At 67.5% G+C, this 24,280-nt stretch carries 23 protein-coding genes; 15 read left to right on the forward strand and 8 right to left on the reverse strand.

Features of this window, described 5'->3' with window-relative positions; translation table 11 throughout:
• The first annotated feature begins 118 nt into the window (after positions 1-118).
• Both gltB and WFK36_RS13460 read left to right on the forward strand, forming a co-directional pair.
• On the forward strand, positions 119-4,723 hold the full coding sequence (gltB, locus tag WFK36_RS13455; protein WP_336792276.1) for a glutamate synthase large subunit: 4,605 nt from the start codon (positions 119-121) through the stop codon (positions 4,721-4,723).
• Positions 4,716-6,170, forward strand: a complete 1,455-nt coding sequence (locus WFK36_RS13460; protein ID WP_336792277.1) for a glutamate synthase subunit beta — start codon at positions 4,716-4,718, stop codon at positions 6,168-6,170. The genes gltB and WFK36_RS13460 overlap by 8 nt, the downstream gene beginning before the upstream one ends.
• 81 nt (positions 6,171-6,251) lie before the next feature.
• On the opposite strand, the gene WFK36_RS13465 is transcribed toward WFK36_RS13460, so the two are convergent.
• Complete coding sequence (locus tag WFK36_RS13465) at positions 6,252-6,818, reverse strand: RBBP9/YdeN family alpha/beta hydrolase (RefSeq protein WP_336792278.1); 567 nt, start codon at positions 6,816-6,818, stop codon at positions 6,252-6,254.
• Between the two features lie 68 nt (positions 6,819-6,886).
• On the opposite strand from WFK36_RS13465, the gene WFK36_RS13470 reads away from it, so the two are divergent.
• Entirely contained in the window at positions 6,887-7,297 is a 411-nt protein-coding gene (locus tag WFK36_RS13470) for a MerR family transcriptional regulator (protein ID WP_336792279.1), read from the forward strand.
• Here the strand turns inward: WFK36_RS13470 and WFK36_RS13475 are convergent.
• Genes WFK36_RS13475 through WFK36_RS13490 form a run of 4 tightly spaced genes read right to left on the reverse strand, consistent with a single transcriptional unit; the run spans position 7,251 to position 10,181 of the window.
• Positions 7,251-8,438 (reverse strand): ABC transporter permease, encoded by a 1,188-nt coding sequence (locus WFK36_RS13475; protein ID WP_336792280.1) that lies wholly within the window; start codon positions 8,436-8,438, stop codon positions 7,251-7,253. The two genes, WFK36_RS13470 and WFK36_RS13475, sit on opposite strands and share 47 nt — an antisense overlap.
• On the reverse strand, positions 8,435-9,343 hold the full coding sequence (locus WFK36_RS13480; RefSeq protein WP_336792281.1) for an ABC transporter ATP-binding protein: 909 nt from the start codon (positions 9,341-9,343) through the stop codon (positions 8,435-8,437). Before WFK36_RS13480 ends, WFK36_RS13475 begins: the two co-directional genes overlap by 4 nt.
• On the reverse strand, positions 9,340-9,933 hold the full coding sequence (locus WFK36_RS13485) for a hypothetical protein (RefSeq protein WP_336792282.1): 594 nt from the start codon (positions 9,931-9,933) through the stop codon (positions 9,340-9,342). Before WFK36_RS13485 ends, WFK36_RS13480 begins: the two co-directional genes overlap by 4 nt.
• A complete protein-coding gene (locus WFK36_RS13490) occupies positions 9,930-10,181 on the reverse strand; it encodes a helix-turn-helix transcriptional regulator (protein ID WP_008380420.1) in 252 nt (83 codons plus the stop codon). Before WFK36_RS13490 ends, WFK36_RS13485 begins: the two co-directional genes overlap by 4 nt.
• Positions 10,182-10,652: 471 nt before the next feature.
• Here WFK36_RS13490 and WFK36_RS13495 point away from each other — a divergent pair, with 471 nt between their 5' ends.
• The 10 genes from WFK36_RS13495 to WFK36_RS13540 all read left to right on the forward strand — a co-directional run bounded on the left by WFK36_RS13495 (position 10,653) and on the right by WFK36_RS13540 (position 18,845).
• Positions 10,653-10,811 carry an LxmA leader domain family RiPP gene (locus WFK36_RS13495; RefSeq protein ID WP_008380418.1) on the forward strand — a complete coding sequence of 53 codons (159 nt, stop codon included), beginning with the start codon at positions 10,653-10,655 and terminating at the stop codon, positions 10,809-10,811.
• Positions 10,784-10,987 carry an LxmA leader domain family RiPP gene (locus WFK36_RS13500; protein ID WP_169332792.1) on the forward strand — a complete coding sequence of 68 codons (204 nt, stop codon included), beginning with the start codon at positions 10,784-10,786 and terminating at the stop codon, positions 10,985-10,987. The genes WFK36_RS13495 and WFK36_RS13500 overlap by 28 nt, the downstream gene beginning before the upstream one ends.
• Positions 10,988-10,989: 2 nt before the next feature.
• On the forward strand, positions 10,990-11,160 hold the full coding sequence (locus WFK36_RS13505) for an LxmA leader domain family RiPP (RefSeq protein WP_223291420.1): 171 nt from the start codon (positions 10,990-10,992) through the stop codon (positions 11,158-11,160).
• Between the two features lie 96 nt (positions 11,161-11,256).
• Positions 11,257-12,252, forward strand: a complete 996-nt coding sequence (locus tag WFK36_RS13510) for a methyltransferase (protein WP_336792284.1) — start codon at positions 11,257-11,259, stop codon at positions 12,250-12,252.
• Positions 12,249-13,643, forward strand: a complete 1,395-nt coding sequence (locus WFK36_RS13515; RefSeq protein ID WP_336792285.1) for a flavoprotein — start codon at positions 12,249-12,251, stop codon at positions 13,641-13,643. The genes WFK36_RS13510 and WFK36_RS13515 overlap by 4 nt, the downstream gene beginning before the upstream one ends.
• Positions 13,640-14,689, forward strand: a complete 1,050-nt coding sequence (gene lxmK / locus WFK36_RS13520; RefSeq protein WP_336792286.1) for a class V lanthionine synthetase subunit LxmK — start codon at positions 13,640-13,642, stop codon at positions 14,687-14,689. The genes WFK36_RS13515 and lxmK overlap by 4 nt, the downstream gene beginning before the upstream one ends.
• Complete coding sequence (locus WFK36_RS13525) at positions 14,679-15,641, forward strand: T3SS effector HopA1 family protein (protein ID WP_336792287.1); 963 nt, start codon at positions 14,679-14,681, stop codon at positions 15,639-15,641. Before lxmK ends, WFK36_RS13525 begins: the two co-directional genes overlap by 11 nt.
• Entirely contained in the window at positions 15,638-16,792 is a 1,155-nt protein-coding gene (locus WFK36_RS13530) for a M16 family metallopeptidase (protein WP_336792288.1), read from the forward strand. Before WFK36_RS13525 ends, WFK36_RS13530 begins: the two co-directional genes overlap by 4 nt.
• Positions 16,789-17,907 (forward strand): peptidase M16 family protein, encoded by a 1,119-nt coding sequence (locus tag WFK36_RS13535; RefSeq protein ID WP_336792290.1) that lies wholly within the window; start codon positions 16,789-16,791, stop codon positions 17,905-17,907. Before WFK36_RS13530 ends, WFK36_RS13535 begins: the two co-directional genes overlap by 4 nt.
• Positions 17,904-18,845, forward strand: a complete 942-nt coding sequence (locus WFK36_RS13540; protein ID WP_336792291.1) for an LLM class flavin-dependent oxidoreductase — start codon at positions 17,904-17,906, stop codon at positions 18,843-18,845. Before WFK36_RS13535 ends, WFK36_RS13540 begins: the two co-directional genes overlap by 4 nt.
• Positions 18,846-18,867: 22 nt before the next feature.
• Here WFK36_RS13540 and WFK36_RS13545 read toward each other — a convergent pair whose 3' ends face one another.
• On the reverse strand, positions 18,868-19,032 hold the full coding sequence (locus WFK36_RS13545) for a hypothetical protein (RefSeq protein WP_157436089.1): 165 nt from the start codon (positions 19,030-19,032) through the stop codon (positions 18,868-18,870).
• Positions 19,033-19,278: 246 nt separating this feature from the next.
• Here WFK36_RS13545 and WFK36_RS13550 point away from each other — a divergent pair, with 246 nt between their 5' ends.
• Entirely contained in the window at positions 19,279-19,428 is a 150-nt protein-coding gene (locus WFK36_RS13550; RefSeq protein ID WP_157436087.1) for a hypothetical protein, read from the forward strand.
• Here WFK36_RS13550 and WFK36_RS13555 read toward each other — a convergent pair.
• The gene (locus WFK36_RS13555) at positions 19,403-19,615 is read right to left on the reverse strand and encodes an RNA-binding S4 domain-containing protein (RefSeq protein ID WP_008380395.1); all 213 of its coding nucleotides are present in this window, start codon (positions 19,613-19,615) and stop codon (positions 19,403-19,405) included. The genes WFK36_RS13550 and WFK36_RS13555 overlap by 26 nt on opposite strands.
• A gap of 59 nt (positions 19,616-19,674) precedes the next feature.
• Here WFK36_RS13555 and lysX point away from each other — a divergent pair, with 59 nt between their 5' ends.
• Positions 19,675-23,055, forward strand: coding sequence for a bifunctional lysylphosphatidylglycerol synthetase/lysine--tRNA ligase LysX (lysX, locus tag WFK36_RS13560; RefSeq protein WP_336792292.1), 3,381 nt, complete (start codon positions 19,675-19,677; stop codon positions 23,053-23,055).
• A 112-nt stretch (positions 23,056-23,167) separates the two neighbouring features.
• Here the strand turns inward: lysX and WFK36_RS13565 are convergent, their stop codons facing one another.
• The gene (locus WFK36_RS13565; RefSeq protein ID WP_336792293.1) at positions 23,168-24,277 is read right to left on the reverse strand and encodes a DNA alkylation repair protein; all 1,110 of its coding nucleotides are present in this window, start codon (positions 24,275-24,277) and stop codon (positions 23,168-23,170) included.
• Positions 24,278-24,280 lie beyond the last annotated feature (3 nt).

Below are 24,280 nucleotides of genomic sequence, written 5' to 3' on the forward strand. Positions count from 1 at the left end.
GGCAAGGGTCCAGCAACGACGCTGAATCCCCGTCAGACGTGCACATATCGCGTCGATCACCGGGTTTCTCACGAAGTACGAACCGTACGCAGCGTCGCGTGCAGGAATGGCAGTTCCCATGATGCACTTGCCGGGGCCCACTGGCCTCTACGACCCGATCAACGAACACGACGCCTGTGGTGTCGCGTTTGTCGTCGACATGCACGGCCGCCGCAGCCGCGACATCGTCGAGAAGGCCATCACCGCACTGGTGAACCTCGAACACCGCGGTGCCGCAGGCGCCGAGCCCAACACCGGTGACGGTGCGGGCATCATGATTCAGGTCCCGGACCGCTTCCTGCGCGAGGTCACCGACTTCGAGCTTCCCTCTGAAGGTGCGTACGCCACCGGCATCGCCTTCCTTCCGCAGGCCGCGTCCGACGTGGCAGAGGCGGTTGCGGGTGTAGAAGCGATCGTCCGTGAAGAGGGCCTGAACCTCCTCGGATGGCGCGAGGTCCCCGTCGACGAGAGTTCGCTCGGCGCCCTCGCTCGCGACGCGATGCCGACGTTCCGCCAGATCTTCTTGAGCGGTGCCGAGGGGATGGAACTGGAGCGTCGTGCGTACGTCGTGCGCAAGCGTGTCCAGTACGAGCTCGGCGAGAAGGGTGCAGGTCAGGACGGCCCCGGCCGTGACACCGTCTACTTCCCGAGCCTGTCCGGTCAGACGTTCGTCTACAAGGGCATGCTGACCACCCCGCAGCTGCGCGACTTCTACCTCGATCTGCAGGACGACCGTGTCGAGAGCGCGTTGGGCATGGTCCACTCGCGTTTCTCCACCAACACGTTCCCGTCGTGGCCGCTCGCGCACCCGTTCCGCCGCGTCGCGCACAACGGCGAGATCAACACCGTCACCGGCAACGAGAACTGGATGCGCGCTCGCGAAGCGCTCATCAAGAGTGATGCCTTCGGTGAGGGTTCGCTGGAGAAGATCTTCCCGGTGTGCACGCCGGGTGCGTCGGACACCGCGCGCTTCGACGAGGTCCTCGAACTGCTGCACCTCGGCGGCCGGAGCCTGCCGCACTCGGTCCTGATGATGGTCCCCGAGGCGTGGGAGCGCAGCGAGACCATGAAGCCCGAGCACCGCGCGTTCTACGAGTACCACTCGGCTCTCACCGAGGCGTGGGACGGACCGGCGTCCGTGTGCTTCACCGACGGCACCGTGATCGGCGCCGTCCTCGACCGCAACGGCCTGCGTCCGTCGCGCATCTGGGTCACCAAGGACGGCCTGGTGGTGCTCGGATCCGAGGTCGGCGTCCTCGACATCGATCCCGCCGACATCGTCACCCGCACGCGTCTGCGTCCGGGCAAGATGTTCCTGGTCGACACCGCGCAGGGCCGCATCGTCGCCGATGAGGAGGTCAAGGACTCTCTCGCCGCCGAGCACCCCTACCAGCAGTGGCTCGACGAGAACCAGGTCCGCCTCGAGGATCTGCCGGCACCGCCGCACAAGCACATGGCGCACGACCGCGTCGCACTGCGGCAGCAGGTGTTCGGCTATTCGAACGAAGACCTGAATCTGCTCGTCGCGCCGATGGCGTCGACGGGTGCCGAGGGCATGGGTTCGATGGGAACCGACACCCCGATCGCCGTGCTGTCGGCTCGCCCGCGGATGCTGTTCGACTACTTCCAGCAGCTGTTCGCGCAGGTCACCAACCCGCCGCTGGACGCGATCCGCGAAGAGGTCGTCACCAGCATCGGTCACCGCATCGGCGGTGAGCGCGACCTGCTCAACCCGACTGCCGATTCCGCGAAGCAGATCGTGCTGAGTCAGCCGATCCTCGACAACGACGATCTCGCTCGCCTCGTCGACATCGACGGTGAGAAGACGGGATTCCCGTCGGTCCACATCCACGGCCTGTACCCGGTCGCGGAGGGCGGCGCCGGTCTGCGCCGGGCACTCGACGACGTCCGGAGCAAGGTGTCGGCTGCGATCGCCGACGGCGCGCGCGTCATCGTGCTGTCCGACCGGGAGAGCGATGAGACCCTCGCGCCGATCCCGTCGCTGCTGCTGACTTCCGCTGTGCACCACCACCTGGTGCGCGAGCGCACCCGTACGCGTGCCAGCCTCGTCATCGAGTCCGGCGACGCACGCGAGGTGCACCACATGGCGCTCCTCATCGGCTTCGGCGCCGCGGGCATCAACCCGTACATGGCGTTCGAATCGATCGAGGACATGCTGGAGTCGGGCGCACTCGTGCTGCCCGGCACCGAGGATCTCGATCACGCGGCTCGGTTCGCCAAGGCTCGTGCGAACTACATCAAGGCCGCGGGCAAGGGCGTCCTGAAGGTGATGAGCAAGATGGGCATCTCGACGGTCCCGTCGTACAACGGCGCCCAGCTGTTCCAGGTCATCGGCATCGCGCAGGACGTGGTCGACGAATTCTTCACCGGCCTGAACAGCCAGCTTGACGGCGTCGGCCTCGACGAGATCGCCGACGACGTCGCGCGTCGTCACGCCGTCGCGTTCACCGATCGTCCCACCGAGCGTGCGTACCGTGAGCTCGAAGTCGGCGGCGAATACCAGTGGCGCCGCGAAGGCGAGTACCACCTGTTCAACCCGGACACCGTGTTCAAGCTGCAGCACGCGACCCGCACCGGGCAGTACAGCGTGTTCAAGGAGTACACGAAGCTCGTCGACGATCAGGCGACCAAGCTCGGCACTCTCCGCGGCTTGTTCGACTTCAACTTCGGCGACCGGGACCCGATTCCGCTCGACAAGGTGGAGCCCGCCAGCGAGATCGTCAAGCGTTTCTCGACCGGCGCGATGAGCTACGGCTCCATCTCGGCGGAGGCTCACGAGACCCTCGCCATCGCGATGAACCGTCTCGGCGGTCGCTCCAACTCCGGTGAGGGCGGCGAGGATCCGCGTCGTTTCAGCCACGACGAGAACGGCGACTGGCGTCGCAGTGCGATCAAGCAGGTCGCCTCGGGACGCTTCGGTGTCACCAGCCATTACCTGAGCAACTGCACCGACATCCAGATCAAGATGGCGCAGGGCGCAAAGCCGGGCGAGGGCGGTCAGCTGCCTCCGCACAAGGTGTACCCGTGGGTCGCCGAGGTCCGCGGCTCCACGCCGGGCGTCGGTCTGATCTCGCCTCCGCCGCACCACGACATCTACTCGATCGAGGATCTCGCACAGCTGATCCACGACCTGAAGAACGCCAACCCGTCGGCTCGCATCCACGTCAAGCTCGTCTCCGAGCTCGGTGTGGGAACGGTCGCCGCCGGTGTGTCGAAGGCCCACGCCGACGTCGTCCTGATCTCCGGTCATGACGGCGGCACCGGCGCGAGCCCGCTGACCTCCCTCAAGCACGCCGGCGCGCCGTGGGAGATCGGTCTCGCCGAGACCCAGCAGACGCTGCTTCTCAACGGCCTGCGCGACCGCATCGTCGTGCAGGTGGACGGCCAGCTGAAGACGGGTCGCGACGTGATGATCGCCGCCCTGCTCGGTGGCGAGGAGTTCGGTTTCGCGACGGCGCCGCTGGTCGTGTCCGGTTGCGTGATGATGCGGGTCTGCCACCTGGACACGTGCCCGGTGGGTGTCGCGACGCAGAACCCGCTGCTCCGTGAGCGTTTCAACGGCAAGCCGGAGTTCGTCGAGAACTTCATGCTGTACATCGCCGAAGAGGTTCGGGAACTGCTCGCGCGCCTCGGGTTCCGCACGCTGCAGGAGGCGATCGGCCGGTTCGAGGCCCTCGACACCCGCAAGGCGCTGGCGCGGTGGAACGGCGACAAGGCGGGCAAGCTCGACCTGACGCCGATCCTGACCATGCCGGAGTCTCCGTTCATGAACCAGGACCTGTACTGCACCGGCACGCAGGACCACGGTCTGGACAAGGCGCTGGACAACCAGCTGATCGAGTCGGCTCGCGCCGCGATCGACTCGGGCACCCGTGTGCACATCACCTCGCCCATCACCAACGTGAACCGCACGGTCGGCACCATGCTCGGCCACGAGGTCACCAAGGCGTACGGCGCGCAGGGACTGCCCGAGGGCACGGTGTCCATCGACCTGACCGGGTCGGCGGGCAACAGCTTCGGCGCGTTCGTGCCGCGTGGCATCACGATGCGACTCGAAGGCGACGCCAACGACTTCGTCGGCAAGGGCCTGTCCGGCGGCAAGCTGGTGGTCCGGCCGCCGCGCAACGCGCCGTCCGAGTTCGTCGCGGAAGAGAACATCATCGCGGGCAACGTCATCGGCTTCGGTGGCACCGCGGGCAAGATCTTCCTCCGCGGTGTCGCAGGTGAACGTTTCTGTGTCCGCAACTCCGGCATTCAGGCTGTCGTCGAAGGCGTGGGCGACCACGGCTGCGAGTACATGACCGGTGGAACCGTTGTCGTGCTCGGTGAGACGGGCCGGAACTTCGCCGCAGGCATGTCGGGCGGCGTCGCGTACGTCTACAACCCGAACGGCACCTTCGAGGCGAACCTCAATGCCGAGCTCGTCGACCTCGAGTCCCTCGACGACGACGACCTCAAGGTGTTGAAGGACGCGTTGACCGAACACCGGGACGAGACGGGCTCGACGGTCGCGTCGAGGATCGTCGCCGACTGGTCGACCCAGCAGGGCCACTTCGTGAAGGTGATGCCCCGCGATTACAAGAGAGTGCTCATCGCCATCGATGTCGCTGAGCGCACCGGACGAGATGTGAACGACGCGATCATGGAGGCGGCTCGTGGCTGACACCCGAGGTTTTCTGAAGCACACCGAGCGCGAGACGCCGACCCGTCGGCCCGTCGACCTGCGCCTGATGGACTGGAAAGAGGTCTACAACGACTTCGACAAGTCCACCCTCAAGACGCAGGCCAGCCGCTGCATGGACTGCGGTGTCCCGTTCTGCCACAACGGCTGCCCGCTGGGCAACCTGATCCCCGAGTGGAACGACCTGGTCTACAAGGACCGCTGGGACGCCGGCATCGATCGTCTCCACGCCACGAACAACTTCCCGGAGTTCACCGGCCGACTGTGCCCGGCACCGTGCGAGGCGTCGTGTGTTCTCGGCATCAACCAGCCCGCGGTCACGATCAAGCAGGTCGAGGTCGAGCTGGTCGAGAAGGCGTTCGACGAGGGAACGGTCACGCCGATCCTGCCGTCGGAGAAGACCGGCAAGAAGGTGGCCGTCGTCGGTTCGGGGCCTGCGGGCCTCGCTGCGGCGCAGCAGCTGACTCGCGCAGGCCACGATGTCACGGTGTTCGAGCGGGCCGACCGCATCGGTGGTCTGATGCGGTACGGCATCCCCGAGTTCAAGATGGAGAAGCGGTTCATCGACCGCCGTCTTGAGCAGATGGAGGCGGAGGGCACCGTCTTCCGCGCCGGTGTGAACGTGGGCGTCGATGTGACCGTCGATGAGCTCCGCTCCGATTTCGACGCGGTGATCCTCGCGAACGGTTCGACGATCGGCCGTGACCTGCCGATTCCCGGCCGCGAGCTCGACGGCATCCATCAGGCGATGGAGTTCCTGCCGCAGGCCAACAAGATCCAGCACGGCGACACGCTCGACGATCAGATCACGGCCACCGGCAAGAACGTCGTCATCATCGGTGGCGGTGACACCGGAGCCGACTGCCTCGGCACGTCGCTCCGTCAGGGCGCCAAGCAGGTCCATCAGTTCGAGATCATGCCGAAGCCGCCCGTTGCGCGTGCGGAGTCGACCCCGTGGCCGACGTACCCGCTGATGTACCGCGTGTCGTCTGCCCACGAAGAGGGCGGCGACCGCGTGTACAGCGTGAACACCGAGGAGTTCACCGGTGAGAACGGCAAGGTCACGAGCCTGAAGGCCCACGAGGTCACGATGGTGAACGGTCGTTTCCAGAAGGTGGAGGGTAGCGACTTCGAGCTCGAAGCGGACCTCGTCCTCTTGGCGATGGGCTTCGTCGGACCCGAGCGGAACGATCTGCTCGACAAGATGGGCGCAACGTACGACGCTCGCGGCAACGTCGCTCGCGGTGACGACTTCGGCGCCGTCGGCCTGCCCGGTGTGTTCGTCGCAGGCGACGCAGGTCGCGGACAGTCGCTGATCGTGTGGGCGATCGCGGAGGGCCGCTCGGCCGCTTCTGCCGCCGACCGCTACCTCACCGGTTCGACGCTCCTTCCCGCTCCGATCGTCCCGACCCTCGTCGCTCAGCGGTAAGGCTCGAGCGCAGTCGAGAGGTTCGCGTGTAGATCGTGACCCGTATGTGGTCACGATCTACACGCGAACCTCGTTTCGGGGTCAGCGAAGGAGTCGGACGACCTCGTCGAGGCGGGTCACTCCGTCGTCGGCGAGGAAGTGACCTGCGCCGGGAACGACGAGTGAGGTCGTCGCGAGGAGATCGGCGAACTCGTCTGATGCTGCCGCGTCGACCACAGGGTCGTCGTCTGATCGGAGAACGTGTCGGTCGATGATCTGGCGACCGACCGACGCGACGTCGATTCCCGAGAGGAATGCGGGCAGGCCGGACTCGATGAACGCGTCGAGGTCGGGCTCGCCCACCGGCTGCAGCGTGCGCGCGAACGGGGCCACCGCCACGAACCGTCCGAGTCGACCATCCGGGGACAGCGTCGCGCTCAGCGCGCGTATCGACGCGACGCAGCCGAGGCTGTGCGCGACGATCGTCGTATTCTCGTCGACGTCTCCGAACGCGCTGACCAGGGTGGAGGTCCATTGGTCTTCTCGGGGGTCTCGGGATTCGGGGAGTGCGATCCTCTCGGCGTCGACCGCATCGGCGAGCCAGGGGAACCAATGGTCGTCGACTCCCGCTCCGAAGCCGTGGACGATGATCACGCGGTTGATGGACATACCCTGACGGTACAGATTGACGTCGGCGTGAAGGTCAAGCCGACAGCGGCGCGAGCACGGGGGAGTCGATGAGAATAGGTGAGTTCGCGGCGCATGCCGGAGTCACAGCGCGGGTGCTTCGGCACTACGAGGACGCGGGCCTGCTCGAACCGTCGCGGACGTCGAGCGGGTACCGGGACTACGGCCCGGAGGACGTCGGCACCGTGGCCCGGATCCGTCTGATGATCGAAGCCGGCCTCAACACCGCGACGATCAGGCAATATCTCGACTGCGTCGAGGCGGGGAGCGACGGGACGTCCATCGAGATGTGCCCATCACTGCGCGGTCGGCTGGACGCCGTGGCGGCGCGTCTCGACGACGACGCCGCGCGCATCGCCCGGACACGCGCAGGCATCGACCGCCTGACCGGGACTGACAGCGATAGGGCGAGTTCTACCTCCCCAGCGCCTTCTTCCAGGAGACTCGGGAGCCGGTCATGAGAACGGAGCGGCGGTAGATCTGCCCGGAGATCCAGACCGCGAACGCGGTGACCAGCGCCATCAGAAGGGCTGATCCGGCAACTTCGGTCCAGTCGCTGTAGCCGGTCGCCACGCGCATCGGGACGACCGTCGACGAGAACGGCGGAATCCAGGCGAGCACCCGCATCACCCCGGAGTCGGGTGCGCTGATGCCGAAGATTCCCGCATACATGGCGCCCATGGCGACGATCATCAGCGGCCACGCCGCGCTGTTGATCTCCTCCTGCCTCGACACCATCGCGCCGGTCGCGGCGTACAGGGCTGCGAAGAACAGGAAGCCGAGGAGCAGCCAGATGATCGACACGCCGACCATCGAATACGCGACGTCGGGGATCGTGAGGAGTCCGGTGGCCCGGGCGGTCACGAGTCCGACCGCCGCGAGGACCAGGGTCGACACGATCTGGACGATCCCGATTCCGAGGATCTTGCCCCACAGGAGTTGGGCGGGCTTCACCGTCGCGAGGAGGATCTCGACGATGCGCGACACCTTCTCCTCGACTACGCCGACGGCGACGGCCATGCCACCGCCGAAGATCACCAGGAACATCAGGAGCGTTCCGACGTACGAGAGGGCGACGCGTTCACCCTGAGCCGGCGGCACGTCCTTCGTCCGTTCCACCGACACGGTGGTCTGCTTCTGGACATCCGCGGGGTCGACTCCGGCTTTCGCCAGGGCCGATGCGACGGCCGACGACGAGACACCGCTCTTGATCGCGGCTTCGACCGTCGTGTCGAGTGTGTCCTCGGAGAACACGCGCAGCGTGCCGTCGGGCTGGGCGACGATCGCCGCCGTCACGTCACCGTCGGCCGCCTCGGTACGGGCATCGGCCGCGTCGACGATCCGGATGGTGATGCCGAGTTGCTCGCCCGTCGCGGTGATCGCGGCCTTCGCCTCAGGGCTCACTCCCTGTGTGGCGACGGTCTCGACCTTTCCGTCGTCGTCGCCGACGAACTGCGATGCCACCAGACAGCCGACAACAGCCACCACCAGCATGATCACGTTGGTGATGAGGAACGAACGAGTCTTGACTCGCGTGGTGATCTCGCGTGCCGCGATCAGGCGGATCGTCGTCCAGGACGATGCGGGTTCTGGAGCGCTCATACTGCGGTGACCACCTCTCGGAACAGTTCGGTCAGGTCGGGTGTCTCGGAGACGAAGCCGTGGACGGGGCCGGTGGCCAATGCCGCGGACAGGATGGCCTGGTCGTCGTGGGCGCCGTCCACTCGGAGGACGGTGGCGTCTGCATAGTCGGCGCTGAGCACCCCGGCGATGCCGTCGGCCCAACCTGCGGGCGCACGCGGAGCGTCGATGCGGAGTCGCAGGCCGCCCGCCGAGCGCAGTTCGTCGACGGCGCCGAGCGCACGCATCCGACCCTTGGCGATGATGCCGACACGGTCGCACAGCCGCTGGACCAGCTCGAGCTGGTGGCTGGAGAACAGGACGGGCACACCGTCGGCCGCCTTCTCGACGATCACCTCACTCATCACGTCGACGGCCACCGGGTCGAGACCGGAGAACGGTTCGTCGAGGACGAGGAGGTCGGGGTCGAAGACGAGGGCGGCGGCGAGCTGCACGCGTTGCTGGTTTCCCAGAGAGAGGGCGGCGACATCATCGTCGACTCGGCTCGCGATGCCCAACCGGTCGGTCCAGTAGGCGGTCCGCTCGGCGGCTTCCGACGCCGACAGGCCGTGCAGGCGAGCGAGGTAGACGAGTTGGGGGCCGACCTTCATCTTCGGGTAGAGCCCACGTTCCTCCGGCATGTACCCGATGCGGCGACGCGTGTCGGAGTTGATCAACGAGCCGCCGAAGCGCACTTCGCCGCGGTCGGCGGCGAGCACACCCAGGATGATCCGCATGGTGGTCGACTTGCCCGCGCCGTTCGAGCCGACGAAGCCGAACACTTCGCCGGGTGCGACGTCGAACGTCATGTCGGTGAGTGCGGTCAGGTCGCCGAACGTCTTGTCGAGGCCGGCCACCTCCAGGCCGGCAGAAGCAGTGGACGTCATGAGTTCCCTTCGTTGAGGTCGGGCACGTGAGTGTCGTCGAACAGAGCGTCGACGGAGTCTTCGAGATCGGGATCCTCTTGCCACCAGGCGTACAGGACCGACGGCGCCGCGCGAGCGACGCACAGCACCCACCAGACGAGGATGGCCGCCGAGTACACGATCTGGTACGGGACCAGGCCGTCTTGCGCGTTGATGACCGACCCGATGAGGATCCCGTAGGGGAGGACGAGCAGGGGGATGCTGACGGTGAGGCCGAGGGACCGGGCGGCATTGCGCCGGGCCAGCTGCCGTTCGTCGAGGACCAGCTGCGGGCCGTCGGCGCCGCCGCCGGTCATGTAGCGCAGGCAGACTGTTCCGGCGATCGCCGCGAACACGAGCACGAGCCAGAGGACGAGGAAGCCGAACCACCACATGACGCCGAGGGAGGCGGCCCCGGCGGCGGCGATGAGCACCGTCACGACCGCTGCGACCAGACGACACCGGCGTCTGGTCCGCCAGTTGTCGAAGCGGTGGCCGTGCCGAGCGAGGTCGGCGGTGTAGTAATCCGCCCGCCACTGCTCCCAACGCCGCCAGAACGGCTCGCGAGTCACCCCCGGTACACCTGTGCCGACAGCGGAGCGAACTCTGTCCGGGAGAAGACCGCTTCGACGGGGAGGTCGAACACCTCGCAGATCCGCATGGCCAAGTCGAGGCTGGGGTAGTAGTCGCCGCGCTCGATGGAGCCGACCGATTGGACGTTCACGTCGATCCGCCGGGCGAGCTCGGCTCGCGACATTCTCCGCTCGGTGCGCAGGACGGCGATTCGGTTGTGAATCGCTCTGCGTTGGCGGGCTGACATGACCCGATCATTGTGAATTCACAACAGCATGTCAAGGATTGGACCGTGTCGCGAGGATCGTCGTCGGCGCGGGGTCGGTGATGCTCCCACCTGCAACCATCGTCCTGACCTCTACTGTTTCGACAAGCGGAGGATCTGTTCCGAAGTGTGGAATCCATGCGGAATGTCGGTTGCACGAAATACGAATGAATTGTTGGCGGTCCAGGTCTGTACGGAAGGTCGACTCGCTGTGAGCGGAAGTCGTCCGCAAGCGCAAGAATGTGCCAGCAAAAGCGATCTGGCCTGGCACTTCTTTGTCGTCGGGAGGGTGGGGCGTAACCCTCTGAGCCCGCCTCCGCGAGCGCCGACAGGGCATTCTGCAAGCCATGGCCAGTCGTTTGTTCGGTGGATAGGCTCACGCCCTGGATCGGACGGATCCCCGCGACATTCGCATCACCGGTCGTGGAAATCGCACACCAGGAAAGGCATTTCGTGAACGAGAAGCTCATCGCCGGCTACCGGCAATTCGCCTCTGCCGACGAGTTCGGCGCGGCCTCGGCCGCAACCCCGGCCATCACGCCGACCATCACCATCACCGTCTCCGTCGCGTCCGCAGTGTCGGGATGGCAGACCAACGAGCACGGGTGCTGATCATGAACGAGAAGCTCATCGCCGGCTACCAGACCTTCGTCTCGACCGACGAGTTCGCCGGTGCAGCCGCATCGGTCGACACTCCCGCCATCTCGCCGACCCCGGCGACCCCCATCTCGACGCTGTCGGTCGCATCCTTCACCAGCGGCGCCACCACCTACACGATCGGTTGCTGATCGTGAACGAGAAGCTCATCGCCGGTTATCAGACCTTCGTCTCGGCAGACGAGTTCGCGGGCGCGGCAGCAGCGGTGCCTGCCATCACCCCGACGATCACCGTCAGCCTGCTCTCGGTGGGTTCGGCATCGGCGGGAGTCTCCGTCGCGGCCACCATCGACCACGGTTGCTGACCTGATCGACACCTGATCGGAGTGTGCGGGGGCGGAGCCACGCCGCCCCCGCACACGACCGTGATCGTACTCAACCATCGAAAGGACGAGATCGACATGACGACAGAGACGGCCGTTCGGCCCGACGCAGTGAGCAAGCTGCTCGCGATGTCGGACATCATCACGCCCATCGCCATCCGGGCCGCGGCCACCCATCGTGTCGTCAGCGGTCTCGCCGCAGGCCAGACGGTCGCCGAGATCGCCGCCGACCGTGGACTCGACGTCGACGTCCTCGACACCCTCATCCGGTTCCTCGGGGAGATCGGCATCCTCGACGGCGACCCCACAACGCCCACACCCACCGAGATCGGCACGATCCTCGCCACCGCGGAGGACGGACTGTCGCTGACCGGCATGCTCGGATTCGCCACCAAGTCTCTCGTCGCCCTCGACCACACACTCGAGACCGGGCGGGTGTCCGCCCTCGGCCTGTTCGGCGAGGACTTCTGGACCGCGCTCAGCCGGGACCGCGCGAATCTGCCGACAATCGAAGCGGAACTCGCCCGCGGCACCGCCGAGTACGACGAAGACGTCCTCATCAACGCCGTCGACTGGTCCGGCGCCGCGGTTGTCGTCGAGATCGGTGGCGGTGGAGGGCAACTGCTGAACCGGATACTCGACGCGGCGCCCGAGGCCGTCGGTGTCCTCCTCGACCGGGGACTCGTCGCCGAGGCCAGCGCCCGGCTCAACTCGCGCGGACACAACGCCGACCGTGTCAGCGTCGTCGATCAGTCGTACTTCGACGAGATCGTGCCACGAGGCGACGTGTTCGTCATGTCCGCGGTGCTCGCCGATTGGGCCGACGAGCAGGCGATTGCACTGCTGCGGCGCTGCCGGGAAGCGGCGCAACGCGACGGAGCTCGATTCATCCTCAGCGAGGTCACACTGCGTGCCGGGTCGGCCCGCGAAGAGCTGTACTACCGCGCGATGGTCACCGTGCCCGTCCGCGAGACGGCAGAGCTCCTCGACCTCGGCCGGCGAGCAGGATTCGTCGACGGCACCATCCTCGCCGAGACTCCCGCCAGGTCGGTCATCGAGTTCGTCGCGCCGTGAGGCTGCTGCTGGTCGTGACCGGTTCGGCGACCGCCGCCCACGTGCCGTACTGGATCAACTGGATCGCGATGCACCGCCCCGATTGTCGGGTGAGAGTGCTGGTCACCGTGGGGGCACGGCGTTTTGTCACCCCGGCGAGTCTCACGTCGACAGTCGTCGACGAGGTGCTCGTCGACGCGTGGGACGCGGTCGACGACAGGCCGGTGCATGTGGAGTACGCCGGCTGGGCGGACGGTGTGATCGTGTACCCGGCGTCTCAGAACTACCTCGCCGACCTGGCGTCCGACCGTGCCGACCGACCGTCACTGCTGACGATCGCTCTCACCACCGCGCCGGTCGTCGTCGCACCGGGCCTGCCGCCGGGCGGACTGGCCTCGCCGAGCCTGGTCCGGTCATGGACGACGATCGAGCAGCGTGGCACCGCGACCGTCCTGTCGCCGGTGCCCGGCGTGAGCAAACACGATCCAGCACTCACCGCGTGGGCACCGGGCGACTTCACTGCAGCCGTCGCGCTGGTCGAACCAGCCCCGGAGCGGGTAGGGTGGACCGTGCTGCAGACAGGCCTGTTGCGCACGGAGATCGAGGCCGCCGACAGCGGCTGGACGTGGACGCGGACTCCCGGCGTCGCGGCGCCCGCGCCGTTCACCGCCCACTCGTCGCCGGAACTCGTGGCGGTGAGTCGGTTCATGCGTGACGGTCTGCTCCTCGGGTCGCCCGTCGGGGACGGCCGCGTCTACGCGGCTCCCGCGCCCCGAAGCGTGGCGGGCGCGCTGACCGACGATGGTCCGAGCGCCGTCGACCCCTCCGTCCTCGAAGCGGTCGGCGCCTCGCTGCGCGAGCTGCACAGCGTCTCGATCCCCGACAACATCACCCGCGGATGCACGAGAGGCATCGACCGCCTCGTCACCTGGCTCGACGGGCGGGAACTCGCGCCGACCGCCAGGGTGGCGCGCGAACGACTGGACGTGCTGCCCGGAGAGGTTGCGGCGAGGCTGCGGACCGTCGTCGAGGCCCTGCTCGACGCCCCACCCGTGCTCTGCCACGGTGCTCCGACACTCGGCTCGGTTGTGCTCTCCGGCGAACGCCCGTTGCTGCTGACCGGCGAAGATGTCGCCGTGGCGCCGGCCGACACCGATCTGCTGTGGGTGATTGGGGAGCTCGTCGAATACGGACTCACCTTCGACGGCGCGGACGCCGGATGGACCGCTCACGTCGATGCGTTCCTGGCCGGCTACGGCGGGTCCTCACGAACGTCGGTGGCCGAGCTCGCCGCAGTCCGCATCGCCCTGCACCTGCACGACTACATCGTGTATGTCGGCTGGTCGACGACGGAGTTCGACCGCTACCAGCGGATGATCCGCTACCTACTGGAGAACGGAGACGCCCGATGAGGGACCTCGCCGCCGTCGACGAACGACTGTCCGCGCTGGGGCTCGGCGCCTTCGACGGCGCCGTCGAGACCAGCCTCGGACGCAACAAGAACTTTCACGGGCTCGCCACCACCGGGCAGCGATTGTTCGTGAAGTGGTTCCAACGTGACCCCGGCGGTGAACGCTTCAACCGCAACCACGCGTTCGAGGCGACCGGGAGCGCAGCGCCGAAGCGCCCTACCCTGATTCTCGACGACGCCGAACTAGGCATCGCGGTGTACGAGTACATCGACGGTGTGGAGACGGCCACTCTGGCGGCGCGCGAGAATCGACTCACGCCGGGACACACGGCGACGATGGGTGCGCTGGTGGCGCAACTGCACGCCGTAGAACCGGTCGGCATCGGCCGCCACCGTTGCGCGATGCCGCCGGACCTGCTCTTCGACGCGATGCCACTGGAGATGTTCCTCGGAGCGACCGGAGCCGAACTCGAGATGTGGCGGCTGATGCAAGGCGATCCGGAGATCGTCGAGGCGATCGCGACTCTGCGTCGCGTGGAGCACCGGGAGGACTACCGCACCGTCGTCGTGCACGGGGACCTGCGCCTCGACCAGTTCTTGATCAACGACGACGATGTGCTTCTCACCGACTTCGAGGACGTCCGCATCGGCGATCCTGCCCGCGACCTCGGTGCGGTCGTCGGTGAACTGCTGTACACGGCGGTGATCGGGATCCCCGGTCGTCTCGCGGAGCACCTGCCGTACGGCGCGGTGGTCGGACACGCAGACATCCTCGCCGAGGGGTCGGCGGCAGTGGAGGAACAGCGGCCGCTGATCGCCGGGTTCATGGCGGCGTACCGAGAGCACGGCGGCGAGGTGGATGTGCAGACCGGCGAACGGATCATGCGGTTCGCAGGCTGGCACATGCTCGACCGCATGCTGGTGATGTCCGAACGCGCCAATCTGATCGATGCGGTGACCCGTGGCGCCGCAGGCATCGGCCGCACGATCCTCGTCCAACCGTCGGAGTTCCTCGACCTGCTGTCGGAGTCGGCGCATGCACATTGATCCCGGATGCGAAGCAGTGCTCGACGCCGTGACCGTCGACGCGGACGGGTGTCGGGCCGACGTCGGCGGAACTGTGCTCGAAGCCGCAAGCGCACGCGAGTTGGAGGGCCGGATGGCAGGGGCTCTCTATGAGCGCTTCCACGCCCGGAAGATCACCGACGACGTGGACGACGACTTCTCCCATCTCCGAGACTTCGGCTTCGAGCGGCGTCTCGCGGAGCCGGCGGCCGACGTCACGACAAGCCATCGCGTCGACGTCGTCGAACGGACGGACACCGGGGGAGTCGCCCTCATCGCGGGCGTGCGGGTAGCGCTGAGCGTCGATCAACTGGCGTCGATCGTCACCGACCGCGGTGTCGAGACGTTGCGGACCTCCGCGTCTCGACCAGCGTTGTCCCCAGGGTTCTTCCTGGTCAGAGTGACGCCGGGTGCGCGGCCGCTGTCTGGTCCGTTGCTCCGGCTGTACATCGGGCTGGCCGATGAGGAGGCGGGAGTCCGCGCGTGGTCACTGCTGCTCGATCACCTCGGTCCGGCGTCGTGCGGTTGGCAGGCGAAGGTGCTGTCGAACCCGGCGCATTACCCGCGCACCGACGGACTCGTCGTGTACCTCGACTCCACCGGGTGGGGCGGCCTTCCCCTCCTGATCCGCGAGCTCGACGCATCGGGCGTGGCGTCCGGCGAGACGTCGCACTACGTGCATCGAGCGGCACCGGGGATCGGCGTGGCGTTCGAACCGCGCGACCCGAGGCCAGACCGCGCGGGACTCAGTTTCGGGCAGCACCGGAGCCGCGTGATCGGTCATGCCCTGGTGTCGGCGGCGCTCGCGGGCGATTCCCACGACGACCGCCGGGCGCGGGTTGTCGGAGATCTGCTCGGCGCAGGCATCGACCCGTCGTCCCTGGCGCGGAATCTTGGTTCACCCGCGGTCGCGGGCGTCGGGATACCGGTGTGACACGCGATCTGGTGGTCCGATCCGGACACGGCGGGCTGCGGGTGGTCGCCGAATCGAGAGACGTCGGCTCCGTCGCGATCTCGGTGTGTGTCGGCGTCGGGTACCGATCCGATCCCGTCGGTGCAGACGGGCTCGCACATCTGACCGAGCACACGATGTATCACGGCGGACTGGGGAAAACGGAGCACGCACGGGCCCTCGCTGCTGTCGGCGGGATGTACGGCGCCAACACGCTTCCCGACACCACCGAGTTCTTCTGCGCCGCACCCGCATCGTCGATCGACGACGTCCTGCGGTTGGAAGCCGAACGGGTGGCGCGTCCACGATTCGACGACGCGGACCTGGCCCGTGAAAGAGGCGTCGTCCGCCATGAGATCGACACCGTCGCCGCTGGTCACAGTTCTCCCGACCCCGCGTGGACCGATCAACTCCAGGCCCACGGACTTTCCCCGGAACTCACCCGCGACGGCTTCGGCAGCGGCGATGGGTTCGACTCCCTCGATGCGGCGTCCGTCGGGGCGTTCCATGCGCGGAACTACGGCGCGGGCGGGACCGTGATCGGGGTGGTGGGCCCGGGACCCGCCGACATCCTCGCCGCCCGAGTGCTCACGGCATTCGCCGATCTCCCCGATGGTGGGGCGGATAGGCAGACGGTGGCCGAGACGCCGCGGCGAGCGGCGCTGACCTCACGCAGAATCACCGGTGGTGAGGTCGTGGCCGCATCCGTCCTGGCTCCGGAAGGCGTGACGGAGACCGCGGCGCACATGGTTCTCGGCCTCATGCTCGCCGAGCATCGGCTGGCGACCACGGTCGGCCGGCACGGTCCGTTCACCGCAGACGCACCCGACATCGTCGCCGTCCGTTCCGCCGCGGCCGACTGCGCCGGGGCTCGCGACGGGTTGGTCTCCGCGTTGACCGCGGTCGTGGATGGAGTCGGCGGGGCGTCGACGCTCGACCGTGCGCGTATGCGCGCCAGACTCCTGCACGGCGGAGCGCACCAGGTGCCTGTTGCTCGGGCCCGTTCGTCCGCCCGAGGTCTGCTTCTGGCGGGCAGCCCGGAACGGGAAGACCAGTTGTCGAGTGCGCTCGCCCGGGTGGACGAGAACGCCGTCGCCGCAGCCGCGAGTGACTTGCTGGGGGCGTTCCGATGACCCGACACGTCGACGTCGATCGACATGTCATCGCCGCGATCGGGCCGGGAGACGATCTCGGTGTGGTGCACATCGTGGTCCATCTGCCGGAGGGCGTGAACGTCGACGCCGCGCTGACCGCCGTCGCATCCGGTTCCCGGTTCACAGAGCTGTCGACGCGCGGGTTTCTGGTCGGTCTCGCTCGGCGCGACGGCTCGGTCATCGCGACCTGCACCGCGCCCGCCGCCGACATCGTCTGCGCGGCCGAACAACTCGACGCCGGCCTCGCAGACCTCGAAGCAGCCGATGCGCCGGACGGCGGAGAGCCGGTCTCAGCCGGCACGTCCGTCGCGGATCTGGCCCACGGGCGACTCGTCTTCTCCTCGGCGCCGACGTGTGGCGATCGCCCCGCTCGGCGGGTCGTCGTGGAGTCGAGACGCGAGGTGATCGTGGTCGCGCCCCGACTCTCGGGTTCGGACAGGGCCCGGATCGCAGCTCTGGGGCGCGACGTCCCCGCCCCCGAACGTCGATCTGTCGTCGGGCTGACGCCCACGCCGACACCGCTGACGTGCGCCGCCGAGAGCGCGCAGGCACTCACCGTCACGCACCTGCTGCCGCCTGCGCCGACCACTTCGATGACGAACTCGGTGCTGGTCGCGGCGGTCGCCGGATTCGCCGGTGCTGCACTCGCCGACCGACTCGGGCGGCAGCTCGGCGCCAGTTACAGCGTTGACGCCGCGCTGCGCTTCCACGGAGGCCGCCAGCTCATTCAAGTCAGCGTCGGGATGCGCGAGGGCGGGGCTGAGCTGATCCTCGACGAGGTCGCGGCGTTCTTCGACGACGCACCTCGCCGTCTCAGCGCTCCAGGTCTGATGGACGCCGCGCGAGGGCACGTCTCTGGGGCGTTCGCTGTCGCGGCGTCGACCACACCCGGCCTCGCGGACGCCCTGCTGTCGTTCGTGGTGAACGGGCTCCCGGCAGACCTGGCCGTCGGCGCACCGGCCGCGGCGTCCCGGGTGGACGCGGACGACGTCCGCCGACACGCACATTCACTCTCGTCACGCACCTGGGCGGCTGTGTTGTCCGGACGAGGCGTGGCGTCCCCTTCCACGTTCGACGATTCGAGGACTCGATGACCGCACACTCCGTGTTCCTTCCCCTCCAGCCCGCCGACACCGGGTCGGCGATCCTGTTCGCGCGGGTGGCGCGTGAGCATTCCGCGGCGCGTCTCTGGTGCGGCCAGTCCCTTGCGATCGAGACCCAGGACGTCTTCGCGTACCTGTCCGGACTCGGATACGGACTGCCGTTCGGGTCGGGCGTCGAGTTGATGCCACTCCGGCATCCCTACCTGGCGGCGGCCGCCGCTCGATCGACCGCGCTGGTCTCCGGACACGACTTCATTGCCGGGGTCGGACCTGCGGCGACGATGTTCCGTGACAGCATCGGCGTGGACTACCGGTCGCCGTTGCAGGCCACCCGCGACTATCTCGCCGCGATGCGGGGACTGCTGGACGGCGGGGGTTACGACTTCGGCGGCCCCGGTGGACCGGCCGTGCTCGCACCCGTGGATGCACCCCCGGTGCGCATCGGGGTCGGGGTTCTGGGGAGTCGAATGGCGGCGGTCGCAGGGGAGTTCGCGGATGTCGCGGTCACGTGGCTCACGCCGCTGGACTATCTGAAGGACACGATCATGCCGATCATGGCGGAGAACGCACCCGCCGAGCGCAGGCCGTCGGTCTCGGCGGTTGTGCACTGTGCGGTGGCACGGCCGGGTCGCGACCTGGCGCAGACCGTCCAAGCCGTGGTCGGGGCGCATCTGTCGCTTCCGCACTATGTGGGGATGCTCAACGCCGCGGGCGTTCCCGTCGACGCGAGTGACCCGGCGGCCGGCTCGCAGGCGCTGCTCGACCACAACGTCGTTCTCACGGGGACGGCGTCGGAGATCGCCGCGGGTCTGCGGGCCTACCGTGACGCCGGGATCGACGAGGTGGCGGTGAACGTCGGCGGGGTCTACCTCACCGAGGGGCCTGCCGCCGCCCTCACCGACCTCGAGGCGATCCTCGACGAGGGCTAGGTGTGATGTCCAGGCGGAGGCCCTACTTCTGCTCGGAGCGGGTGGCGACCGGGATCGTGCCGAGGGCGGCGAGCACCAGGACGCCGAACACCGCGGCGAGAGCGAGCTGCGACTGCACGGCCAGGATGATCGCGACGATCGCGAAGATTACGGCTGCGAGCAGTCCAGCGACGACGGGAACCTTCATGGGTGCCTCCAAGAGGAATCGATCGGTCATTACCTACTCAATTGTTGTGTTTTCCCAACATTGAGCGCAACCGTGCATTCCGGTTCAGACGGTGAACATTCGGTGACGATCCGGGGACGACTACTCGCCGCGGCCGTCGCAAACTGTGAAATCGACCTCTTTCAGGGGCCGCTCGCTAACAGAAGTGCGGCCCCGCGACGATGATCGAGACGTAGGTAAGTTCCATGTCTCGGGGAGGAGACACCAATGCAGTCGAGCCGTCAGCGACGTCGCCCGTCCTTCATCGACTTCGTTCGCAACCTGTCCGGACGTCGCCGCAACGCGAGCGCACTCACCGAGGGCAGCGAACGTCTCGCTACCACGGCGGAGCTCATGGCGTTGCGAGTCGGACGCTGATCCCGCCGATCTCGACGACGTCGCCCGCCGTCAACTGACGGCCGCGGCGAGTCTCCACCTCGCCGTTCACCGACACGAGACCGTCGCCGATCACGATCTTCGCGTCCGCGCCCGTCTCGATGAGGCTGGCAAGTTTGAGGAACTGACCCAATCGGATCGAGTCGTCCCGGATCTCGATTTCATCCACGGGACCATTGTGCCCCGCGCCGTGAGCGGCGGCTCGTCGGCAGGACTACCGTCAGCGCTATGACCGACAGCCGCACCGCCAGAAACCCGGCCGACCTGTCCTCCCGAGAGGCGGCGCGCCAAGCGTCCGCTGCACGGCGAGCGGTCGCCTCTGTCGGTCGCATCTCGCATCCAAGCGGTTTCGGGCACACCGTCCCACAACGTGCAGGCGCGGTCCTCGGCTTCTTCGCGATCGTGTCCCTGCTGTCGGCGGTGATTCCCCCGCTGCACCATGTGCTGCAGGTTCCGCGGACATTCCTCGACGGATACGTCTTTCCGATGCCAGGCGCCAGCCTGGCCTGGACCGTCGCGCTCGGTCTGATGGCGGTGTCGCTCGGGCAGCGCAAGCGGATCGCGTGGTGGATCACCGTCGCGTTTCTCACGCTGTACGCGACGGCCAACTTCCTGGTGGTGCTGATCGGCCGCTCCGACCGTCGCTGGCATGACGAATGGGTGCCGTCGCTGATCGGGATGTGCATCGATCTGCTCGCGCTGGGCGTCTTGATCGCGGCGTACCGTCAGTTCACGACGCGGGTTCGACGCGGCGCGATCCTGGCCTCGTTGGGGGTGCTCGTGACGGGCCTGGCGGTCGGCACGGTCGCCGGATGGGGACTGGTCTCGATCGCGCCAGGGACGCTGCAGAGCCACGAGCGGCTGCCGTATGCGTTCAACCACGTCGTCGCGTTCTCGACGCTGGAGATGCGCCGCCTCGGTGATCACCACAGCAACTGGACAGTCAACTGGCTGCTCGGTCTGTTCGGTGCGCTCGCGTTGATCGCAGCCGCCGTTGTGCTGTTCCGCTCGCAACGCCTCGCATCACTGATGACGGCCACCGACGAACGTGTCATCCGGGCACTGCTGGAGACGTACGGCGAGGACGATTCACTCGGCTACTTCTCCACACGTCGCGACAAGGCCGTCGTCTTCTCGGCGGACGGCCGAGCGGCCATCACCTACCGCGTCGAGCTGTCGACGGCGGTCGCAGGCGGCGATCCCATCGGTGATCCCGACTCGTGGCCGGAAGCGATCGCCGAGTACATGGCTCTCGCCGAGAAGTACGGCTGGCATCCCGCAGTTCTCGGCGCGAGCACCGTCGGAGCCAGGGCGTACGAGGAAGCCGGCCTGACCGCCCTCAACATCGGCGACGAGGCCATCCTGTACGTCGCCGACTACTCGCTGTCCGGTCCCGACATGAAGAATGTGCGGAACGCCGTGTCGCGGGCCAAGCGCGCCGGTGTGACCGTCCGAATGCGCCGTATGAAGGATCTCGACTGGCCGGAGATCGGTGAGGTGGTGCGGCGCGCCGACGAGTGGCGCGACACCGAGTCCGAACGCGGCTTCGCCATGGCGTTGAGCCGTGTCGGCGACCCCGACGACGGTGAGTGCCTGCTCGTCGAGGCCGTCGAGAGGGAGGGGACGCCGGACGAGCGGGTGATCGGCATGCTGTCGTTCGTCCCGTGGGGCCGCACAGGTGTGTCATTGGACCTGATGCGACGCGACCGGAACGGTCCGAACGGCGTCGTCGAGACGATGGTGTCGGAGTTGGCGCGCAACGCCGAGAGCGTCGGCGTCACGCGGATCTCGTTGAACTTCGCCGCGTTCCGCGACTTCTTCGAGAAAGGCGACCAGATCGGCGCCGGACCGGTGATGAAGGCGTCGCACGGCGTTCTCACGTTCTTCTCGAGGTTCTTCCAGATGGAGTCCCTGTACAAGTCGAATGCGAAGTATCGTCCGACGTGGGTTCCGCGGTACCTCTGTTACGAGGACGGCCTGTCGATTCCCCGGGCCGGACTCGCCGCCGTCACGGCGGAGGGCTTCGTCCAACTGCCCGGCCGGAAATGGCGCGATCGTCAATACACGATGGGCGAGCCGTCGGTGCCCGCAGGCGTCGAGGTCGACGAGCTCATCGCGGATCTGCGGCGCTGCGCCGCGGCTGCTGCGACGCCGGTGGTCGTGCGGCCCGAACAGGTCCGGGTGCGCCTGGCGAAACTCGATCAACTCGCCGACCAGGGAGTGGACCCGTATCCGGTGGCGCAGCCGCCGTCGCACACCGTCGCCGCCGCGGTGGCCGAGACGACCGGAACTCGGGTGTCGGTCGCAGGACGAGTCACCCGGCTGAGGGACTTCGGCAGCGTGGTGTTCGCTCGCGTGCACGATTCGTCCGGGGAGATCCAACTCCTCGTCGAACCGGCGAACGTCGACGGCCCCGACTTCGCGTCCACCCTGGACCTCGGGGACCTGATCGGCGCATCCGGTGTCATCGGAACCAGCCGCAAGGGCGAGCTGTCGTTGATCGTCGACTCGTGGCGTCTCAACGGCAAGTGCCTGCACCCGTTGCCGGACAAATGGAGCGGCCTCACCGATCCCGAGGCGAAGGTGCGTCAGCGGTACCTCGATCTCGCCGTCGATCCCCATGCCCGGAGCCTGCTCGTCACCCGGTCCGTGGTGGTGAAGGCGCTGCGTGATCATCTGTCCGGCGCGGGGTTCCTCGAAGTGGAGACGCCTATTCTTCAACGGGTGCACGGCGGCGCCAACGCCACTCCGTTCCGCACCCACATCAACGCCTACGATCTGGATCTCTACCTGCGGATCGCCCCCGAGCTCTACCTCAAACGATTGTGCGTCGGGGGTATCGAGAAGGTCTTCGAACTGGGACGCAACTTCCGCAACGAGGGCGTCGACTTCTCGCACAACCCGGAGTTCACCAGCCTCGAAGCGTACGCCGCCCATCACGACTACCTGTCGATGATGACGTTGACCCGGGACATGATCGTCGCCGCCGCGACGGCCGCGCACGGCAGCCCGGTGATCTACCGGACCGGCGAGGACGGCGTCGTCGACGCGGTCGACGTCTCGGTGCAGTGGCCGGTGAAAACGGTTCACGGTGCGGTGTCGGAGGCGGTCGGTGTCGAGATCACCGCGCAGACCGACATCGCGGAACTCGCCGAACTATGCCGCGGTCTCGACATCCCGTTGCGTCCGGACTGGGACGCGGGGCACATCGTCTTGGAGATGTACGAGCATCTGGTTGAGGAACGGACCGAGTTCCCGACGTTCTACATCGACTTCCCGACGTCCACATCGCCGCTCACCAGGGCTCATCGCAGTGTCGACGGCGTCGCGGAGCGATGGGATCTCGTCGCGTGGGGCGTTGAACTCGGCACCGCGTACACCGAGCTCACCGATCCTGTGGAACAGCGCAGGCGCCTCACCGAGCAGTCGGTGAAGGCGGCGCGCGGCGACGCCGAGGCGATGGAGATCGACGACGACTTCCTCACCGCGCTCGAATACGCCATGCCGCCGACCGGCGGCCTCGGTGTGGGCGTCGACCGCGTCGTCATGATGATCACGGGCACGTCGATCCGCGAATCCCTCGCCTTCCCCCTCGCCAAACCGCAATAAGAGCGATTCACCCCTCCTCCTCGAGCGGCCTCAACGTCCGTGCTCCTTGAGTGGGCTCGACCTTCTGCTCGCTGCACGGGTCGCGAGCGAGCGAAGCGAGACGAATGGGTGCTCAAGGAGCAGGGGCGTCGGCGACGAGGTCGAAGTCGGCGCGGCCGAAACGTTGCCCGTTGATCTGAAGTTCGATGGCGTGCGGTCCGGGGTGGTAGCGGCGGGTGGTGATCACCTTGAACGAGTGGCGGCGGTCGACGGTCAGGCTCTCGCCCGCCGCGAGGGACGCGGCGTTCAGCTTGAACACCTTCTCGGTCTGGGTTCCGTTGGCCTTGCGGTGGTGCACCACGTAATCGATCGCGAGTCGAGCGTCGTCGCCGGTGTTGGTGACGGTGGCGGTGAAGCCGATGCTCTCGCCGATTGCGACCGTCTCGTGGGAGAGGTGGACGCCGCCGACGTCTACGCTGACCGCTCCGTAGCCGAGAAGCGCGAGGGCCGCGGGATCTCCGCGCTTCACCAGGGTGCGCAGCGCGTGGCGGACGGTGGCCGGGGTGGTGTCGTCGGGGTCGCCCAGCCATCGCTGCGCAGTCTCGACGACCAACTCCGGCGCGTGGCGACTGATGTCGTTGAGATGGTTGGCGACCGAGCGTCGGACATAGTCGCTCGGATCTCGGTAGAGGGCGTCGAGGATCGGAACGGCCGATGCGGGGTCGGTGATCACGCCGGGTATCCGCGTTCCCCACGGCAGATACGGGCGAGTGCCCTCCGATGCGAGACGTCGGATGTGTTCGTCGGTCGACGACGTCCATTCCTGCGCGATCGCCAAGCCACGCGCCAGGTCGTGTCGGAGTAGAGCTCGGATCGCGAACTCCGAGGTCAGGCGGCTGGTGAGCGTGGCGAGCATTGCCATCGCCTCGTCGAACGACGCAGTGCGGCCGTCGGCCACGGCACGATCGGCGACGGCGCTGGTCACCGGCCACACCATCCAGCCGGTCAAGCGCGGGTCGCGGATCGCGTCGGAGACGACCGATGCCAGCGCCGGGTAGTCGCCGCCGACGGAGTTCAACAGGGCGTCGCGCAGCAGTCCGGACCGCGCTCCTAGAGCGAGGCCGTCGAACTGCTCGGCAGCGGCCGACACGGTGGAGAAGTCGACACCGGGCGCCGCCGTGCGGAACACGTCGTGCAGTTCGTGAGCGACGGATGGTCCGAGGAGTTCGTCAGCGGTGGGCATGGT

It is taken from the genome of Gordonia malaquae (assembly GCF_037148075.1).
Classification (GTDB): Bacteria; Actinomycetota; Actinomycetes; order Mycobacteriales; family Mycobacteriaceae; genus Gordonia; species Gordonia malaquae.

Bases quoted from the DNA above. Each gene is read 5' to 3' on its own strand.
- gltB (WP_336792276.1), top strand. From the start codon at position 119: ATGATGCACTTGCCGGGGCCCACTGGCCTCTACGACCCGATCAACGAA.
- WFK36_RS13465 (WP_336792278.1), bottom strand. From the start codon at position 6,818: ATGTCCATCAACCGCGTGATCATCGTCCACGGCTTCGGAGCGGGAGTC.
- WFK36_RS13470 (WP_336792279.1), top strand. From the start codon at position 6,887: ATGAGAATAGGTGAGTTCGCGGCGCATGCCGGAGTCACAGCGCGGGTG.
- WFK36_RS13475 (WP_336792280.1), bottom strand. From the start codon at position 8,438: ATGAGCGCTCCAGAACCCGCATCGTCCTGGACGACGATCCGCCTGATC.
- WFK36_RS13480 (WP_336792281.1), bottom strand. From the start codon at position 9,343: ATGACGTCCACTGCTTCTGCCGGCCTGGAGGTGGCCGGCCTCGACAAG.
- WFK36_RS13490 (WP_008380420.1), bottom strand. From the start codon at position 10,181: ATGTCAGCCCGCCAACGCAGAGCGATTCACAACCGAATCGCCGTCCTG.
- WFK36_RS13500 (WP_169332792.1), top strand. From the start codon at position 10,784: ATGGCAGACCAACGAGCACGGGTGCTGATCATGAACGAGAAGCTCATC.
- WFK36_RS13510 (WP_336792284.1), top strand. From the start codon at position 11,257: ATGACGACAGAGACGGCCGTTCGGCCCGACGCAGTGAGCAAGCTGCTC.
- lxmK (WP_336792286.1), top strand. From the start codon at position 13,640: ATGAGGGACCTCGCCGCCGTCGACGAACGACTGTCCGCGCTGGGGCTC.
- WFK36_RS13525 (WP_336792287.1), top strand. From the start codon at position 14,679: ATGCACATTGATCCCGGATGCGAAGCAGTGCTCGACGCCGTGACCGTC.
- WFK36_RS13535 (WP_336792290.1), top strand. From the start codon at position 16,789: ATGACCCGACACGTCGACGTCGATCGACATGTCATCGCCGCGATCGGG.
- WFK36_RS13540 (WP_336792291.1), top strand. From the start codon at position 17,904: ATGACCGCACACTCCGTGTTCCTTCCCCTCCAGCCCGCCGACACCGGG.
- WFK36_RS13545 (WP_157436089.1), bottom strand. From the start codon at position 19,032: ATGAAGGTTCCCGTCGTCGCTGGACTGCTCGCAGCCGTAATCTTCGCG.
- WFK36_RS13550 (WP_157436087.1), top strand. From the start codon at position 19,279: ATGCAGTCGAGCCGTCAGCGACGTCGCCCGTCCTTCATCGACTTCGTT.
- lysX (WP_336792292.1), top strand. From the start codon at position 19,675: ATGACCGACAGCCGCACCGCCAGAAACCCGGCCGACCTGTCCTCCCGA.
- WFK36_RS13565 (WP_336792293.1), bottom strand. From the start codon at position 24,277: ATGCCCACCGCTGACGAACTCCTCGGACCATCCGTCGCTCACGAACTG.